The 16,903-nt window shown below is 61.0% G+C and carries 24 protein-coding genes; 22 read left to right on the forward strand and 2 right to left on the reverse strand.

The genetic code is table 11. The features are described 5' to 3' along the window. Position 1: 1 nt before the first annotated feature. From SMD27_RS05600 to SMD27_RS05700, 21 genes are all read left to right on the forward strand, one after another. The gene (locus tag SMD27_RS05600; RefSeq protein WP_320507331.1) at positions 2–1,501 is read left to right on the forward strand and encodes a phage tail sheath subtilisin-like domain-containing protein; all 1,500 of its coding nucleotides are present in this window, start codon (positions 2–4) and stop codon (positions 1,499–1,501) included. A gap of 24 nt (positions 1,502–1,525) precedes the next feature. Further along, positions 1,526–1,891 carry a phage tail tube protein gene (locus SMD27_RS05605; protein WP_320507332.1) on the forward strand — a complete coding sequence of 122 codons (366 nt, stop codon included), beginning with the start codon at positions 1,526–1,528 and terminating at the stop codon, positions 1,889–1,891. Beyond that, positions 1,891–2,178, forward strand: a complete 288-nt coding sequence (locus tag SMD27_RS05610) for a phage tail assembly protein (RefSeq protein WP_320507333.1) — start codon at positions 1,891–1,893, stop codon at positions 2,176–2,178. Before SMD27_RS05605 ends, SMD27_RS05610 begins: the two co-directional genes overlap by 1 nt. A gap of 124 nt (positions 2,179–2,302) precedes the next feature. Beyond that, on the forward strand, positions 2,303–4,027 hold the full coding sequence (locus SMD27_RS05615; RefSeq protein WP_320507334.1) for a phage tail tape measure protein: 1,725 nt from the start codon (positions 2,303–2,305) through the stop codon (positions 4,025–4,027). 14 nt (positions 4,028–4,041) lie between these two features. Further along, complete coding sequence (locus tag SMD27_RS05620) at positions 4,042–5,238, forward strand: DNA circularization protein (protein WP_320507335.1); 1,197 nt, start codon at positions 4,042–4,044, stop codon at positions 5,236–5,238. A gap of 12 nt (positions 5,239–5,250) precedes the next feature. Next, entirely contained in the window at positions 5,251–6,399 is a 1,149-nt protein-coding gene (locus SMD27_RS05625) for a phage baseplate assembly protein (RefSeq protein ID WP_320507336.1), read from the forward strand. Continuing rightward, positions 6,396–6,866, forward strand: a complete 471-nt coding sequence (locus SMD27_RS05630) for a phage baseplate assembly protein V (protein WP_320507337.1) — start codon at positions 6,396–6,398, stop codon at positions 6,864–6,866. Before SMD27_RS05625 ends, SMD27_RS05630 begins: the two co-directional genes overlap by 4 nt. Beyond that, the gene (locus tag SMD27_RS05635; protein ID WP_320507338.1) at positions 6,863–7,132 is read left to right on the forward strand and encodes a PAAR domain-containing protein; all 270 of its coding nucleotides are present in this window, start codon (positions 6,863–6,865) and stop codon (positions 7,130–7,132) included. The genes SMD27_RS05630 and SMD27_RS05635 overlap by 4 nt, the downstream gene beginning before the upstream one ends. A 9-nt stretch (positions 7,133–7,141) precedes the next feature. After that, complete coding sequence (locus SMD27_RS05640) at positions 7,142–7,621, forward strand: phage GP46 family protein (protein WP_320507339.1); 480 nt, start codon at positions 7,142–7,144, stop codon at positions 7,619–7,621. A 38-nt stretch (positions 7,622–7,659) separates the two neighbouring features. Further along, a complete protein-coding gene (locus tag SMD27_RS05645; protein ID WP_320507340.1) occupies positions 7,660–8,748 on the forward strand; it encodes a baseplate J/gp47 family protein in 1,089 nt (362 codons plus the stop codon). 3 nt (positions 8,749–8,751) lie between these two features. Next, positions 8,752–9,366, forward strand: coding sequence for a putative phage tail protein (locus SMD27_RS05650; protein ID WP_320507341.1), 615 nt, complete (start codon positions 8,752–8,754; stop codon positions 9,364–9,366). 13 nt (positions 9,367–9,379) lie between these two features. Then, positions 9,380–10,285: a glycine-rich domain-containing protein gene (locus SMD27_RS05655; RefSeq protein ID WP_320507342.1), complete on the forward strand. Its 906-nt coding sequence runs from the start codon at positions 9,380–9,382 to the stop codon at positions 10,283–10,285. An 8-nt stretch (positions 10,286–10,293) separates the two neighbouring features. Beyond that, positions 10,294–10,833, forward strand: coding sequence for a DUF4376 domain-containing protein (locus SMD27_RS05660; RefSeq protein WP_320507343.1), 540 nt, complete (start codon positions 10,294–10,296; stop codon positions 10,831–10,833). Between the two features lie 45 nt (positions 10,834–10,878). Beyond that, positions 10,879–11,418 (forward strand): DUF4376 domain-containing protein, encoded by a 540-nt coding sequence (locus SMD27_RS05665; protein WP_320507344.1) that lies wholly within the window; start codon positions 10,879–10,881, stop codon positions 11,416–11,418. Then, complete coding sequence (locus SMD27_RS05670) at positions 11,415–11,801, forward strand: hypothetical protein (RefSeq protein WP_320507345.1); 387 nt, start codon at positions 11,415–11,417, stop codon at positions 11,799–11,801. Before SMD27_RS05665 ends, SMD27_RS05670 begins: the two co-directional genes overlap by 4 nt. Beyond that, positions 11,798–13,057, forward strand: a complete 1,260-nt coding sequence (locus SMD27_RS05675) for a hypothetical protein (protein ID WP_320507346.1) — start codon at positions 11,798–11,800, stop codon at positions 13,055–13,057. The genes SMD27_RS05670 and SMD27_RS05675 overlap by 4 nt, the downstream gene beginning before the upstream one ends. Before the next feature lie 29 nt (positions 13,058–13,086). Then, the gene (locus tag SMD27_RS05680) at positions 13,087–13,407 is read left to right on the forward strand and encodes a phage holin family protein (RefSeq protein WP_320507347.1); all 321 of its coding nucleotides are present in this window, start codon (positions 13,087–13,089) and stop codon (positions 13,405–13,407) included. Positions 13,408–13,558: 151 nt separating this feature from the next. Next, complete coding sequence (locus tag SMD27_RS05685) at positions 13,559–13,804, forward strand: hypothetical protein (protein WP_320507348.1); 246 nt, start codon at positions 13,559–13,561, stop codon at positions 13,802–13,804. Next, entirely contained in the window at positions 13,707–14,297 is a 591-nt protein-coding gene (locus tag SMD27_RS05690) for a transglycosylase SLT domain-containing protein (protein ID WP_320507349.1), read from the forward strand. Before SMD27_RS05685 ends, SMD27_RS05690 begins: the two co-directional genes overlap by 98 nt. Further along, positions 14,298–14,840: a hypothetical protein gene (locus SMD27_RS05695; RefSeq protein ID WP_320507350.1), complete on the forward strand. Its 543-nt coding sequence runs from the start codon at positions 14,298–14,300 to the stop codon at positions 14,838–14,840. A 13-nt stretch (positions 14,841–14,853) separates the two neighbouring features. Beyond that, the gene (locus SMD27_RS05700; RefSeq protein WP_320507351.1) at positions 14,854–15,003 is read left to right on the forward strand and encodes a hypothetical protein; all 150 of its coding nucleotides are present in this window, start codon (positions 14,854–14,856) and stop codon (positions 15,001–15,003) included. Here the strand turns inward: SMD27_RS05700 and SMD27_RS05705 are convergent. Continuing rightward, a complete protein-coding gene (locus SMD27_RS05705; protein WP_320507352.1) occupies positions 15,000–15,560 on the reverse strand; it encodes a hypothetical protein in 561 nt (186 codons plus the stop codon). The genes SMD27_RS05700 and SMD27_RS05705 overlap by 4 nt on opposite strands. 149 nt (positions 15,561–15,709) lie before the next feature. Between SMD27_RS05705 and SMD27_RS05710 the strand changes: the two genes are divergently transcribed. Further along, positions 15,710–16,108, forward strand: a complete 399-nt coding sequence (locus SMD27_RS05710; protein ID WP_320507353.1) for a phospholipase D family nuclease — start codon at positions 15,710–15,712, stop codon at positions 16,106–16,108. 252 nt (positions 16,109–16,360) lie between these two features. On the opposite strand, the gene SMD27_RS05715 is transcribed toward SMD27_RS05710, so the two are convergent. Continuing rightward, positions 16,361–16,801: a hypothetical protein gene (locus SMD27_RS05715; protein ID WP_320507354.1), complete on the reverse strand. Its 441-nt coding sequence runs from the start codon at positions 16,799–16,801 to the stop codon at positions 16,361–16,363. Between the last annotated feature and the right edge of the window lie 102 nt (positions 16,802–16,903).

Raw genomic sequence — 16,903 nt, forward strand, 5'->3', positions numbered from 1 at the left:
CATGGGGGTCTCTTTCAATCATATCGACCCGGCGACCCGCGTTCCGCTGTTCTATGCGGAGCTGGATAACAGCCAGGCCAGCTACTACCAGAATCAGCAGCGCGCGTTGCTGATTGCCCAGATGCTGCCCGGTGGCACCGCCGAGCCCTTGAAGCCGATCCTGATGGGCGGCCTGGGCCAGGAAGCGGCGCTGTTTGGCGCCGGGTCGCACCTCGCCCGCATGGTCAATGTCTATCGCCAGAATGATGCCTTCGGCGAGATCTGGTGCTTGCCGATGCCGGCCGATGAGGCGGCGGTCGAGGCCGAGGGGACGATCACCATTGCCGGCGTCCCCACGGCGGGCGGTACGATCTATCTCTACATCGCCAATCAACTAGTCAAGGTGAAGGCGCTGCCCGGCGATTCCGCGACCGTGATCGCCACGGCGCTGAAGACCGCGATCAATGCGCTCACCTCATTGCCGGTCACCGCCGCCTCCGAAGCCGGCGTGATCACGTTGACGGCAACCCAAGCGGGTCTCGCCGGCAACGATATCGACCTTCGGATCAATCTCAACGGCGCGGTTGGTGGCGAGACGACGCCGGCCGGAATCACCATCACGATCGAGGCGATGAGCGGCGGCACCGGTGCACCCGATGTTGCTGCCGCCCTGGCGGCCAAGGGAGACGAAGAATTCGACTTCGTCGGCATCCCTTACACCGACGCCGTGTCGTTGAACGCGATCCGAGACGAATGGGATGAGGAAACCGGCTGCTGGTCCTGGTTGCGCCAGGTCTATGGCCATGTCTTCTCGGCGAAGCGCGGCACTGTCAGCGGTCTGCAGACATTCGGCATCACGCGGAACGATCCGCATGTCACCATTGCCGGTTACAACGATAGTGCGACGCCGCCTTGGGAAGTAACCGCGGCTTGGGTTGCGCAGTCGGCAGTATCGCTGCGCATCGATCCTGCCCGTCCGTTGCAAACGCTGCCGCTGGTCGGCGTGTCCGCGCCGCCGATGGAAAGCCGCTTCAGCATCAGCGAACGGCAGACGCTTCTCACCTGTGGTGTCGCCACATCGACGACCAGCCGTGACGGCGTGGTGCATATCGAGCGGGCGGTGACGACCTACCAGCGCAATGCCTGGGGCCAGCCAGATCCGTCCTATCTCGATGTCGAGACGCTCTACACGCTGGCCTATGTCTTGCGCTTCATGAAGCAGGCCATCACACAGAAGTACGGGCGGCACAAACTGGCGAATGACGGGACGGCCTTCGGGCCGGGCCAGGCCATGGTGACGCCGAAGGTCATCAAGGCCGAAATCGTCGCGCAGTACCGGGCGCTTGAGGAGATGGGGCTCGTTGAGAACACGGATCTGTTCAAGGCAAATCTCATCGTGGAGCGCGCCGCCGACAATCCGAACCGGATCAACGTCCTGTATCCGCCGGATCTGGTGAATCAGCTGCGTATTTTCGCGGTGCTGGCGCAGTTCCGTCTGCAATACCCGGCAGTCGCCGCTTAAGCGATCCAGGCATAGGAGAATTAAATGGCTGACAATCGCATTGCTGGCGTCTGCTATCTCAAGGCGGACGGCCAGCAATTCGCCCTCAAGGGCGATCTGACGATCAACATCGACAAAGTGACGCGCACCGGTGTGGCTGGCGCTGACCGGGTGCACGGCTTCACCGAAACGGTGAATATCCCGTTCATCAGCGGGACCGTGTCGCTCACCAGTGATCTCTCGATCGAGAAGCTCCAGGCGATGACCGATGTAACCGTCGTTGCCGAGTTGGCGAACGGCAAATCCTACATCTTGCGAAACGCTTGGTCGGCGGAATCGCGTGAACTGAATGCCAGCGAGGGCCAAACACCTTTGCGCTTCGAAGGCAAAAGCGGGGAGGAGCTGACCTGATGGAAACCATCGATTTGCAATACCCGATCGCGGCGGGAAGTGCGCAGATTTCCCGCATCTCGCTTAAGAGGCCGACCGTGGGTGACATGAGAGCGATCGAAGGTCAGAAATCCAAGATGGCTGCTGTTTCGACCCTGTTGGGCAAGGTCGCAACCCTTCCCGATCATCCGGACCTGCCCGTCACGCCGTCACTGCTCGATAAGCTCGATTTCACCGACTTCGCGGCACTCACCGAGAAGGTTGAAAGTTTTTTGCCGAAAGGCCGGGAGACTGGCGAGAACGACTAGCCGATCTCGCATATTTCTTCCGGTTTCAGCCTTCCGAACTCATGGCGATGACCTGCGAGGATCTGGATTTCTGGACCTCGCAGATACATCGCCTCCTGGATGAATTCAAACGGAGCGACGGAACATGAGCGAGGAAATCGACGTCAGCGCCGTCGTGAGCTTGATCGATCGCGTGACTGCGCCGATCGACCGGATCATGAAGCGGATCGATCGCGTGACGGAGCCGGTAAAACGCGTCAACCGAGCGATGGAGCGTATTGGTACTGCTGCTGGCTTCCCTAAGATCATGGCCGGGTTCAATGGTGTCAGCTCCTCCGTGCTCCACCTCGGTGGCGCTATCGGCAATCTGCTCGGCCCGTTGACCGCGATCGGCAGCGGGCTGACCTTGGCCGGGCTCGGTAAGACGATTTCGGACTTCGCGGAGTACGGCGGTCACGTTGACGATCTGTCGACGCGCCTCGGGGTTTCGGCCAAGGCGGTCCAGGAGTGGACACATTGGGCCAAGCTGGGTGGCGTCGAGCAGGATGCTTTGGAATCGAGCGTCGGCCGCCTAAACCGCAATCTGGCGGACTTGGCGAACGGCAAGAACAAGGAGCTGCCGGTCCTGTTTCGCAAGCTGGGCATTAGCGCCAAGGATGCGAACGGTCATTTTCGCAACGCAGAATCGCTGATGCCGGATCTGGCGGATGCGATCCAGCGCATTCATGACCCGATCGCCCGGACGGCTGTTGCCACTGCGCTGTTCGGCAAGACCGGAGCGGATTTGCTTCCGGCTCTTAAGGATGGAGCCGAAGGGCTCAGGTCGGCGGGCGAGGAGGCGCGAAAGCTCGGCGAGGTCCTGGATGATGACGCAATTGGCAACGCGGCATCGTTCGGCGATGACATGGATCGTCTCGCCGGCGCAGCTCGCGGGCTGGGCTTTAACATCGCATCCAAGCTGCTGCCGTCTCTGTTGCCGTTGATTGAGCGGCTGACGAAATGGATCACGGCAAATCGCGAACTGATTTCAGCTCGCATAAGTGACGTTGTGTCGAAATTGGCGGCGGCTCTGGAGCGGATCGACTGGGATGTGGTGGGACGCGGTGTCGCCGATTTTGCATCCGGGATCAGCCGCGCGGCTGAGTTTGTCGGTGGCTGGCAAAACGCCCTGATTGGCGTCGTTCTCTTCATGAATCGCGATCTGATCGGGTCGATATTCGGCGTCGGCAGCGCAATCGTGAAGCTGGGCGGGTTACTACTGGCGAATCCGGTTGTGGCAGCCATTGGCGTTGCCGTGGCGGCGATCGCCGGCCTCGTCTATGTCGTCTACAAGAACTGGGACAACATCGCCAATTGGTTCCAGGCCAAGCTGGACGCGGTTAAGGCAGCCTTCGACAAAGGCTTCCTGAGCGGCATCCTGACGCTTCTTGAGCAGTTCAATCCGACCCGGCTCTTTGCCGAGGCGATCAATGGCCTCGTCAACTATCTATTCGGCATCGACATGTTCAAGATCGGCTCCGAGTGGATAGACGGTTTGGTCAAGGCGGTCACCGGAAAGATTTCGGATCTCGGCTCGGCCATCCAAAACACGTTGTCGGGGCTGTTGGACTTCGGCGGCTTGCTCGGGGGAGACCAGCCGGCAATCGCTGCACCTGGCGTGGGCAAGGTTGCCGGGGGCCGGGGGCCATTGCCGCCCCGCATCCCGCTCGCGGCGGCTCAGGCCGCTTTACAGCCGGCGGCAGCGACGGGCCAGGTCGGCATCACGGTAGATTTCCGCAACGTGCCGCAGGGCGCGGAGATCCGCTCCAATGCACGGGGGAACGCGATCTCCGATATGGAGGTCGGGCGGAGCCGCCAGGGCGCTTTATAAAAGGGATCACCGGCATGTCTTGGAGAGACTCGCTGCGGCCCGCCAGTTTTCGGGGGGCGCCGTTCTTCGTTGGTAAAACCGGCGGTCAAGGTGGCCGCCGGCTTGCCAAGCATGAATATCCGCTGCGTGATGAGCCGTTTCAGGAGGATATGGGCCGCGCCACAAGGCAATTCACGCTCAGCGGCTATGTGCTCGGCGATGACTACATGCCGGCACGAGACGCCCTGATCCGTGCCTGCGAGGCGCCAGGGCCCGGAACATTGGTCCATCCCTATCGCGGCGAATTGCAGGTCGCGCTGGAGACCTTCAGCTACAGCGAGACGGCGGAGGAGGGCGGCATATGTCGCTTCGATCTTTCCTTCGTTGAGGCGGGTGAACGGAAGTTTCCGGCGCCGGCGGTCAATACCCGGAACAGCGTCTTTGCGGCGGCGGATCAGTCGACCGAGGCCTCGCTCAGCGCCTTCGACCAGATCTATGAGTGGCTGCAACTCCCAGATTTTGTCATCCAGACGGCAGTCAATGGGGTTGCCGACCTGGCAGCAGTGCTGGCGGGGCAAGTGCAGTCGGTCACATCCGTGCCGACTGAGCTGGCTGCCGATTTCGCCGATGCGACCCGGCGCTTGGCCGTGACGACGGAAAGCATCGTGCGCTCGGCTGATCTCGGCTCGACACTGGCCGGCACGCTCTCGCTGTTCCGCCTGCAGACGGCCGATGCCGCCCAGGCGATGCGGGGCCTGCAGGCGCTGCGGGACTGGCAGGTCTCGATCCTCGCGCCGGTCTATCAGACGGCGATGCGGGACCGCGAGGCAGCCAATGCCGCCGCGATCACGGCACTCGTGCGGGAAGTCGCGGTGGCGGAGCAGGCTCGCGCGGCAACCAGCCGGCCGCTCTCATCCTACCAGGAGGCGGTGGCGGTCCGTGATGCTCTGGTCGCGGATCTCGAGGAGGTCATCGTCGGGGCCGGCGATCGTGGCGACGACAATGCCTATCTAGCCCTCACGGGGCTGCAGGCGACAGTCACGGAAGACCTGACGCAGCGCGGCGCCAACCTGAAGCGCATCGTCTTCACGGAGACGGGCCGCTCGCTGCCGTCACTAGTGGTCGCACATAGGCTCTATCAGGACATCGATCGCGAAAGCGACCTGATCGGTCGCAACCCATCGCCGCATCCCGGCTGGATGAAGCGCCGGCTGGAAACACTGTCACAGTAACGGATCGCGATCATGCTGAGCTTGATGGTAGGCGGCCAGCTCTATGAGGGCTGGACCGAAGTCACGGTCACGCGTTCTGTCGAGAATGCCGTGTCGACCTTTGACCTTGGCCTGTCGGAGAAGTGGGCGAAGAAGGTTGGCGATGATAGGGCTTTGGCGCTGATGGATCAGTTGAACGGCACGCCCTGGCGCATTCAGCCCTGCATGCCCTGCGAGATCCTGATGGATGGCGAAACCGTCATCACCGGCTACGTGGACAGCTACAATCCGAGCTATGCCGCAAGCGATCACGGCGCACGCGTGACGGGGCGGTCCCGCACGGCGGACGTTGCCGACTGCTCGGCGATCGTGCCGGGCGGTCAATTCACCGGTTACGACCTCGGCCAGATCGCCAGGACGCTCTGCGCCACGGTCGGGGTCGGTGTCGATATCGAGACCGACCTCGGCGCGCCGTTTCCGGACGTCCAGGTCCAGCAGGGGGAAACGATCTTTGAGCTCATCGAACGGTTGTCGCGCCTGCGGGCAGTTCTGGTCCGCGATGCGCCGAGCGGAAATCTCGTCCTTGCCAGGGCTGGCAAAGGCCGCGGTGCTGGCTCGCTACGGCAAGGCGTCAATATCCTCAGCGCCAGCGCAACCCTCAGCGCCGCCGAGCGATACAGCGACTACATCGTCAAGGGACAACAAGCTGCAACAGATGCGATCTCTGGGACGCAAGCGACTGAGCCGATAGGCAAGGCGCGCGATCCCGGCATCACCCGATACCGGCCGAAGCTGGTCATTGCCGAGGGGCAGACCGATATTGCGACGGCGGTGGAGCGGGCGACCTGGGAAAAGCTGACGCGGGCAGCGAACGGCGTTCGCGCAACCATCACGGTACAGGACTGGCGGGATCCGAATAGTGACCGTCTTTGGGCGCCGAACGAGATGGCCTATGTCGACAGCAGCTGGCTCGCTGTGCAGCGGGATCTGCTGATCGCCGGCGTCACCTATCGCCTGAACGAAGGCGGCACGACCTGCGAGCTGAGCTTGGCGCCGCCGGAGGCCTATACGCCGGAACCGGTCGATCCAAGCGCGGCAGCCAACCTTGGTGGTGCTTTCGCCATCCTCGATCAGAAGGGTGTTCTGTCGCCGCCGGTCGGAAAGAAGGAAAGGCCAGTATGAAGGAAGCCCTCCGGGACCTGACCCGGCGCATGCGCATGGCAATCGCCAAGGTGGTTCTGTCTGGGGTCGATGACAGTCCAGGCCTGCAATCGGTTCAGCTGCGATTGATGGCGGATGAAGCCAAAGGTGGCCTGACTCATCTGCAGCATTACGGCTTCTCATCCAATCCGCATCCCGGTGCGGAAGGTGTGGCCTTCTTCATCGGCGGCAACCGGGATCATGGCGTTGCGCTCAATCTCGACGATCGGCGCTATCGGCCGCGCAACATCAAGGCTGGTGAGGTCATCCTGTACACCGATGAGGACCAGCTGGCTGGCGGTCACCGGATCCACTTCAAGCGCGGCCAGGAGATCGACATCTTCGCCGGCAAGAAGGTGACGATCCAGGTCGGTGATACGACGCGGCTCGAGCTCACGCCCGCCGGTGTCAAGCTGATCACCCCCGATTTCCAGGCCGATCAGTCATGAGCGGTGTCGCTGTCCACGCCCTCGATGCGGCCGGCGGCGCCCAGATGACCGAGGCCAATACCTGGTTTCGCGTCGAGCGGGAGCCGATCGTGGTGATCGGGGATCTTGTCGCCGCCCATGGCGATCCGCCCCATTCGCCGCCGCCGCCTATGGTCGAGGGATCGGCCTGGTTCCGGGTTGGCGGCATTCCGGTCTGCCGCGAAGGCCATCATGCCGCCTGTGGCCACGCCACCAGCGGCCGGCCCTGGTTTCGCATCAATCCGTAGGGATATCAGATGGTCGATTTCGTCCATACCTGGTCGCCGGAGATCCTCGCCGGCGACTGGCTGCTGGCTGCCCCCGGTCTGGCGGATGATGCGGATCTCCGCACCGCCGTCATTATCTCGCTCTTCACTGATCGCCTCGCGCGCCCGGATGATGTCATCCCCGATGGCACGACGGATCGGCGCGGCTGGTGGGCGGATAACGACGATGACGGCCTGATCGGCTCGCGGCTCTGGCTGCTGTCACGGGAAAAGACGCTGGAATCGGTGCGGCAGCGCGCGATCGAATACAGCACCGAGGCGCTGCAATGGCTGATCGATGACGGTGTCGCCCAGCAGGTCGGGGTGGATGCCAGCTTCAGCGGCATTGATCGCCTTGACCTGGTGATCACCATTTACCGCAACAGCGGCCAGTCGGTCGAGATCCGCTTCGATTGGGTCTGGGACCAGATCAAGGGCTTGCGCACTGACGCCTATCGCCAGGCGGCCTAATCAGCGAACGTCGTTCGCTTCTTTTTTCGGATATCGTCATGCCCTTTGTTCGACCTCCCTTGACGGAGTTGCGCAGCCGCGTGCGTAACGATTTCAACGCGCGTCTGCCTGGCGCCGACAGCCGCCTGCGGCAGAGTAATATCCGCGTCTCGGCCGACGTGATGGCTGGCCTTGCGCATCTGGTCTATGGTGCGCTCGACTACTTGGCCAAGCAGGTCATCCCAGACACGGCCGAAGCACAGTACCTCGAGCGCTGGTGCAACATCTTCGGTGTTGTCCGGAAAGGCGCCGAGCGCGCAACTGGTAGCATCCGTTTCGCAGGCACCGATGGCGCCGAGATCCCGATCGGCACGATCGCCCAGACCGGCAATCGTGGCGCCAGCTACCGGACGACGGCGATCGGCGTCATCGCCGGAGGACAGGCCGTCATCGCAGCCGAATCAATTGATCCGGGCGAGCTCGGCAACAATGACGCCGCCGTCAAGGTCAATCTGGTAAGCGCCTTGCCCGGCATCGTCGCTACGGCGGAGCTGGCGAGTGAGATGGTCGGTGGTGCCGATGATGAGCCCGATGAGGATCTCCGCACTCGGCTCTTACTGGAGCTGCAGAAGCCGCCTGCAGGCGGCAATCAAACCGACTATGAACGCTGGGCACTGGAAGTGCCTGGCGTCACACGGGCTTGGTGCTCCGGAAACGAATTTGGGCCGGGAACGGTTGTCGTGCGTTTCATGATGGACCGTGTGCGCTTGGAGCAACAGGGCATTCCGACAGGCGATAGCTATCCCAACTATACGGACGATCTGAAACTTGTCGCAGATCACATCGCGCCGCGTCGGCCGGTGACGGCGAGCGTTTTTGTTGTCGCGCCGATCCCACGCCCAATTGATATCGTGGTCAAAGCCTTAACCCCTGATAGGCCGGAAGTTCGAGCCGCTGTTGAAGCGGAATTGCGCGATCTGTTTCTGCGCTCAGCGCAGCCTGGCCTGACGATTCCGCGATCATGGCTCTGGGCCGCCGTGTCGACCGTCAGTGGCGAATATAGTCACGAGATAATCGACCCGGCCGAGGATGTCATCATATCGACAGCGGAGATCGCAACTCTCGGCGACCTATCCTTCGTGGAGTGATCAATGGCAGAGACGATCGATCCGCTCTGCGGCTTGACCAATGAGGATTTTGGCCAGCTCGCGCTCGATCTTCTGCCGCAAGGCTTCGCTTGGCCGCGCGACGAAGACACGGTTCTTTGGAGCTACTGGATGGCGGCGACCGCCGAACTGCGGCGTCATCACGATCGATCTTGCGACTTGCTGGAGCGCGAAAGCTTTCCCTGCGCATCTCAAGAGATGCTCGGAGATTGGGAGCGTTCCCTCGGCTTGCCCGACGCCTGCACGCCGGCGGGACTCAGCATCCGAGACCGACAAATCGCGCTGTGCTTGAAGCTCGCCGAACGCGGTCTGCAGACGCCGGCCTTTTTCATTCATATCGCCGCCGTCGTTGGTTTTGAGATCGAGGTCATTGAGCACTTCCCGCCACGCGCCGGGATCGTTCGTGCGGGCTGTTTCCGAGCGGCCATCTGTCCCTATTGGTGGTCGGTGCGCGTTCTCAATCAGACGGTGCGCCGGGCAGCGGCCGGTTGCTTCGTCGCCGGTGCCCCAGTCTGCGAATTGCCCAATCTCGATCTCTTGCGCTGCGTCATCCGCCGTGCCGCACCCGCCCATACAATTGTCACCTTTGAAATCGCGTAAGTAAGAGGAAACCATGCAACGGATTGACATTCCGACAGCGGTCGCTGTGAAGCCGGCATATCCAGCCGGTGGCGTCCCGGGCTTTTGGGCGAACTGCAATCCCAATACCGGTGATGGCGGTACCTTCTTTGATGCCAATTGGGCCAATCGCGTCCAGGAGGAGATCGCGGGCGTCATCGAGGGGGCTGGCATTGATCTTGATGCGGCTGATGACAAGCAAATGTATCAGGCGATCCTCGAAATCATTGCGAATGCAACGGCCGGCCTGCAATTCGGCGGCAGGTTTCTCCGCGTCGTTTCCTTCAACGCCGCCGGCACGTTCACGTACAACAGGGCAGCGGACTGCAAATCGGGCTATGTCATCGTCAAAGGCGGTGCCGGGCCGGGCGGACAGCCAATCCCGAAATCAAGCGGTGGCGCGGCTGGCGGCGGTGGCGGTGAGGGCGGCCGGGCCGAAAAATTCTTCGCCGCTATGCCGGCAACGGCAACGGTCATCGTTGGCGACGGCGGCACGCCCGGCGCTGCTACGGATGGCGGTCTTTTCACCGGCTCACAAGGCGGCACGAGTTCCTTTTCCGGCGTTTCGGCGACGGGCGGCAGCACCGGGCAAAACGGATATACGACCAGCGGCACAGCCGGCGGTGCCGGCGGTGCCGGCGGCCAGGGGAGCGGCGGAGACCTCAACTTCAAAGGTCAGGATGGCGGGTCGGGCACCGGCTCGCCGACGGCAGGCAATGGCTCAACTGGTGGTGTTGGCGGCGGCCTCGGTGGCGGCAGAGGCGGTAGCGGCAGCCCTCAGCAATCTGCGCCTGGTTCGAATGGCGGCGGCGGCGGTGGCGGTTCTACCAATGCAATCGGAAACTCGACTGCAGCCAGTCCTGGCGGTGCGGGCTTTGTAATCATTTTCGAGATGACCTGAGGTAAATCATGATAACCAAGGCACGCATTCAAAACGGCGCTGTCGCCGAAACCCTCACCCTTGCCGATTGGGACGGGGTTTTTCACCAGGACTTGGTTTGGGTCGAGACCCCGGCCGGGCTCGATGTGAAGCCTGGATGGACCTATGACGGCGCGTTTCATGAGCCGCCGCCGCCGCCGCCGCCGTCTCAGGAACAGTTGCTCGTGCATCTGGCGACCCGCCGCTGGGAAATCGAGACCGGCGGTATGGAGGTGAACGGCGTTCGCGTCGCCACGGACGACCGGTCGAAGTCCTTGATCAACGGCACGAAAGCCTATCTCGACGCCAATCCCACTGAGGTGGTGCGGTTCAAATCGGAAGCTGGTTGGCTCTCGGTCAATCTCGCAACGATCGACACCATCTTCAATGCGCTTGGGGCGCATATCCAGACCTGCTTCGCGGCGGAAGAGGCGGTCGGTCTGCGCATTGCGTCCGGCGAGTTGGTGACGGTCGAGGCCGTCGATGCGGCGCTCACGGCAGCCCTGTCGTCTCCGACCTCAACGGTGTGAATGGCCTCTGCATCACATCGGCTGAGGCTGTAATGGGAAAACGATATGCAGAAAATTACGGTAACATTCGATAACGTGGGGCGCTGTACTGGCAAATACAGCGGCAATATCACCGCTCGGCCGGACGCTGTGCAACTGACGCCCGAACAGGCAGCCGTGCCGCTCGGATTGCTTCGCCTGGTAGGCGGCGAGGTGATCGTTGTAGAGCCTGCGCCGCCAGGGAAGGAGGCCGTCGCCGACCTTCTTTCTTATGCGGCAACCAAGCGATGGCAAATCGAGACGGGTGGCACGGAGGTCGGTGGCCTGCGGATCGCTACCGATGACCGATCCAAGGCGCTGATCGATGGCGCGAAAACATTTCTCGATGAGCATCCAGCCGAGGCGGTCGACTTCAAGGCGGAAAGCGGCTGGGTAACTGTTGATCTTCCAACAATCCAGGTCATATTCGATGCCCTTGGCGCCCATATTCAGAAATGCTTTGCCGCCGAAAAAGCGGTCGGTCTGCGTATCCAGTCTGGCGAGTTGACGACCTTTGAGGCCGTTGATGCTGCGCTGCAGGCCGAAATGAACGGCGGTGCTGCATGACCGCGCAATTGACGAACTTGGAGTGCCGCCAGGGCGATAGTCTGGATCTGCTAATCGAGGTTCACCAGGACAGCGAAACCGGACCGGCATTGTTGCTAACGGATTACTCAGCTCGCATGCAGGTGCGTAAGCATATCGCCGATCCGGTACCGGCGTTGGATCTGTCGAGCGCCGGCGGGGGCATCACGATTGATGGCGATGCAGGCACAATCACTGTGTCCATCTCGCCGGATCAGACCAAAACCATTCCGGTGCTCTGCGATCGCGGGATTTTCCCTATCGTGGAAAACTATATCTATGACCTCGAGATCCATTCGCCGCAGGGCGCCGTGACGACGCTAGTTATGGGTAATTTCACCGTGTTCGCCGAGGTAACCCGATGACTGGCATCAATGTCGTTGCTGTCGTTAAGCAAATGGCCGCAATTCCTGTCGTCGTCAATCGCGGCTTGAAGGGTGGCGACGGCGCAAATGGTTGGTCGCCGATTCTCGCGGTAGTCGCCGATGGAGCTCGTCGCGTCCAGCAAGTGACAGACTGGACCGGTGGCACCGGGGAGAAGCCAGCGACAGGTAAGTATGTCGGTGCAAACGGGCTGGTTGGTGCCATTGCCGATGCGATCGACATTCGCGGCGCTGCCGGAGAGGATGGCGAGGGTGAAGACGGCACCAATGGTTGGTCGCCGGTTTTGGCGATGGTCGCCGATGGCGCTCGCCGTGTCCAGCAGGTGACCGATTGGACTGGCGGCACTGGCGACAAGCCGGCGGCCGGCAAGTATGTCGGTGCGGGCGGGCTAGTCGATGCGATTGCCGATGCCGTCGATATCCGTGGTGCTACCGGTGATCCTGGCGATCCGGGCCAGCCCGGGGCAGATGGCGCTGACGGCTCCGATGGAGATGATGGTTGGTCGCCGGTATTTGCGGTTGTTGCTGATGGCGATCGGCGCGTCCAGCAGGTCACCGACTGGGCTGGCGGCAGCGGTGCAAAGCCTGCCGTCGGGAAGTTTGTCGGTGCGGCTGGATTGGTCGATGCGATCGCCGATGCTGTCGACATCCGGGGCGCTGCTGGTGCCGATGGCGCGCCAGCGCCACGATCCTTTCAGGCGCCGGTGCGTGCAGGCGGGATTTACTGTACGCCAACAACTTATGGCGGCTTTGCCGACCAATCCTACTGGGACATGCTGATTCTCCAGCCGATATGGTTTAGTGAGACGCAAAAGATTTCAGCGATTGGCGTGGGTGTTGACCCGAACGGCACACAGCCCGGCCGCAAGGCTCGACTCGGCATTTATGCGAGCGGGCCGGACAACCGCTGCGGGGGCTTGCTACTCGATGCGGGCGAGGCAGATCTTTCGTCGGGCGGATTCGCGAGCATCGACATCGACTATGAAATGATCGGCGGTACGATTTATTGGCTGGGTGCGGTCATCAACGCGCCCGAGGCCGATGACTGGTTGTATCTGTATCAGGCTGATGCCCTGGGCGGAGAGATCAATTGGATTTTAGGTCTATCATCGGCAAACGAGTTCTTTAATGGCATTCCAAACGGGTGCGATTGTTCATTCGGCCCGCTGCCTCCAACAGTCACGCTTGATAACGTGCTCGGCGGCCCGTGCGTTTTCGTGCGGGTCCAGTCTCAATAGAATCGGCTGACCAAAAAAGGGATGATCGGATGGACAATCTGTTGCCGCCCGACTTGCGCCAGGCGGTCTGGAGCTTTGTCACGACGCTGGCGCTTGCTCTCATGGGCCGGATGGGTTGGCATGTTCAGCAGGTGCAAAAGCGTCAGCGGAAATTCTGGTCGACGCATCTCATCTGGGAACTGCCGACCGCCTTGGCGAGCGGTTTCGTCGCTGACGGCATCGCAGAATATTTCCATCTCGATCCGAAGCCGACGACGGCGGTGATCATCATGGTCTCCTATCTCGGCCCGGCCGGCATCCAGGCGCTTCTGACGAGGCTGGTCGATCGCTTCGTCGGTCCCAAAGGTTAAGCATGCCAATTCAAACACACGCACATTGGTCGGTGAAGCCGACCGATGACGGGGTCGCTTTGACCATCGATGACGGTCGGTTCCCCGAAATTCTCAAGCTGCCGGCCGATCAGGCCTGGCAACTCACGGAAGACATCAGGAGGTTCATTCCATGCCCGCCGAGCTCTCACAGTATCTCGACGAAAAAACCATCCGCGCCGGCATCAAGCTGATGCTGCTGCTGATCGGCCTGCTGCTGGTCGTCGGCAAAACCCGCTGGCTCGATCGCCGGGCCGGTCTTCCTTTCAAGGATGCGCTCAATGAAATGCGGAAAGATCCTCGCGCTCTTGCTGACTATTACGGCCGGCGCTTCCTGGGCATCTGCCTCCTGGTCAGCGTCGCCCTGCTCGCGATCTGACTACGATATCCAGATTGCTGCGGCCGTCATCGAATGGTGGCCAGATGTCGCGCCCGATACCGGCTTCTATGCCTGGAAGGCGCAGCTCTGCCAGGAGTCGCGCCTCGATCCGCGAGCGGTATCGCCGGCGGGTGCCAAAGGCTTGGCGCAATTCATGCCGGGAACTTGGCGCGAAGTGGCTATCGAGCTTGGCCTGGGCAAGCGAACGGCGTTCGACCCTTGGGCGGCAATCGATGCTGGCGCCTATTACATGGCCAAATTGCGGCGATTTCCCGATTGGCGGCGCTGGCAGGATCCCGAAAGGCACCGCATGTCGCAGGCGAGTTACAACGCCGGCCCTGGCAATATCCGCAAAGCCCTGCGTCTCTGCCCGGCGCAATCCTGGTCGGGTGTGGCGCGGTGCTTGCCGACCGTCACGGGCCGCCACGCGCTGGAGACAATCACCTATGTCGAACGCATTGCCGAGTGGCAGCGCATGTTGGGAGGTCAATAAATGGCGTTTCTTGTGGGTGAAACCGCCGGCGCCGCCGGAGCCGCCATGTTCAAAAAGCTGCTGCCCTGGATTGCGGTCGGGCTGGTCATCGCCGCGCTTGGAGGCCTCTATGCCTGGGAACGCGGCAACCGATGGCTTGCGGAAACGGCGGCTGCCGATGCTGTCACCAGGCAGAAAGCTGCCGAGGCCGATCGGGATGCCTGGCGCGCCAACGCCGAGGCAATCGAGCAAATCAATGCCGATAATGCTGACCTGCAGCGCAAGCTCGATGCGCTGCGCGATTCAATGGACGTTCTCGCGCGCGGCGTTGCTGAAAAGGCAGCCGAACGGCAACGGACGGCCGCATCCATCAAGGGGGAAATCCGAAGTGTCCACGCTCCGAATAATGCCATTGGCCCTTACAGCGCTCATGCTTGGCAGCGCCTGCGGGATACAGCCGAAGGAACCGCCGCCGATCGTGGTGACCAGAATTCAGGAGGTGACGGTCAAGCCGGATCAAAGTCTGCTCAATTGCCTGCCGGAACCACCGATCCCGCCAAATGATGTAATCCAGGCGATGAGCGACCGCGAGCAGGCGGAATTGATCGTCGACATCGCCATCCCCGGCCGCGATTGCCGGGGCAAGTTGGAAGCGCTGCGGCTTTGGTATCAGCGCCAACCCGCCACGGCCAATCATCATACGAGATTCGGTCATGTTCGATCTTAGCCGCTCACGTTATGTGCCTGGAGCTGGATCACATGGACACCGGCGTAAACAAACGCAGCTAGACTGCATAAGCCAGACCAAATCGACGCGATGCGCAGTGCATGGGCCTTATCGGCGTGATCGTTAAATGCGGCCTTATGGGCTTCAATAAGCTGCTCTAAATCTTTGGTTTTCGTTTCTGCGAAGTAGCGTTGCTGAATTTCTAGCCGTTGCGAATGATGTGCCTCATCGCACATGAGAGAGTATTCGCCCTGAGCAAGATAGGCGAACACATTGCATACGACGCCTGCCAAAAGTCCCACGAAGAAAGGCGTCGCTGCCCCCACCAACGTGGGAGCTTCCAGTTTAAGAAGAGCTCCTGCCGCTGCTAACACGCCGACGCCGCCAGCGTTCAGCAGGTAACAGGCTTTGATTGCCTGGACGCCAAACTCCACAGTGGATTGATTTGATTGGATGCTCTTTGTGGTCCAGCTGCTGGCTTCAACCTGGACCTCTTGAAGATACTGGCTATTGCGCTCCAGCCAATCTTTCCGGTAACGATCATCAATACCCGACATTTGGAATTGCCCCTCACATGAAATATAAGCTTTCGCGTCCAATCATATTGATTGCCTTCGCCGCTTTTGGTTTCGACGCTTCAACCGCGATCGCTTCTCCATCTATTACCACATGTTTTACGCCTGGGGGCAAATGTACGGATCTCATAGTGAATACCGTCGGCGCAGCAAAGAAGCAGATCCGCGTTCAAGCCTATAGCTTCACCTCCGCGCCGATCGCCAAGGCGCTCGCCGATGCTTATCGTCGCGGTGTCGACGTCAAGGTCATTCTCGACAAGAGCCAGGCGACCGCGAAATATACCGGCGCCACTTATCTGCAAAACGCCGGCGTGCCAGTGGCGATCGATTACAAGGTGGCCATCGCCCACAACAAGGTGATCGTGATCGACGGCAGCACGGTGATCACCGGCAGCTTCAATTTCACAAAAGCTGCGCAGGAGAAGAACGCGGAAAACCTCCTGGTCATCCGCGACGCCGATTTGGCTCGACAGTATATTGCCAACTGGCAGGCGCGGGAGGCTGTGTCCCGGCCCTATAAGCGCAAATAGCTGACCTGGTTCTCCACGATGGGCTCCCTATCTCGAGCCTTGTTCGCTGCCCCACATGAGGCTTATATTTCCCTCGGCGGCTGGCACAGCGCTGGAGTTCGGCTCATTCCCGGGATTCCCTGCTAGCGGGGACTTACCGTGGCCCGTCTGGTCAGCCGCCACTCTCATTCCGCCGCCGGGTCAACCCGCTGTCCGTTTAAGGCCCTTCATGGAAAGCCGCTGGTCTGAACCCGGCGGCACTTTGGCCAGACTTTATTTTGACGAACTAAGGAACTGCTGAAGCTTGTCGAGGATTTGACTTTGGCACGCTCGACCACCCATGGCCATAAGCTCCTCGCCGGTTTTATTGTCGACGAATGACATGTTGTAATTGTAGGCCCCGTCCATATGACCAAGGCAAATGTCGAACTGGCTGTAGTCCAGCATCAACCGATATCTGGTATTGAAGGTGTCGTATTTCTCGAGATGCGTATCGGACCCTAAAGATCCAGAGGTCACTTGCGGTCCCCGATCGACAACCATGGTCCAGCCGTTCCTCTTGAAAACTTCCTTGATTTCGGCGGTCAATCCGCCACCCGGCGGCACGGTAACTGAGCGCTCCGACCTATCAGGCGTGCCATAGGTGTGCATATTGGCACTGACACAACCGCTCAATAGGCTGCACAAGGCAGCCAGTAAAATGAACTTTTTCACGTGAATTCCCCCCATTTGCCTAGGAAGCATATCTCACTAAAAAGCTAAAGCCAATATGGGCGGAACCTCCTGATGGCCAACGATGTTTTTGCAGCGGAGGCG

The organism is Dongia soli (genome assembly GCF_034044715.1).
GTDB lineage: Bacteria > Pseudomonadota > Alphaproteobacteria > Dongiales > Dongiaceae > Dongia_B > Dongia_B soli.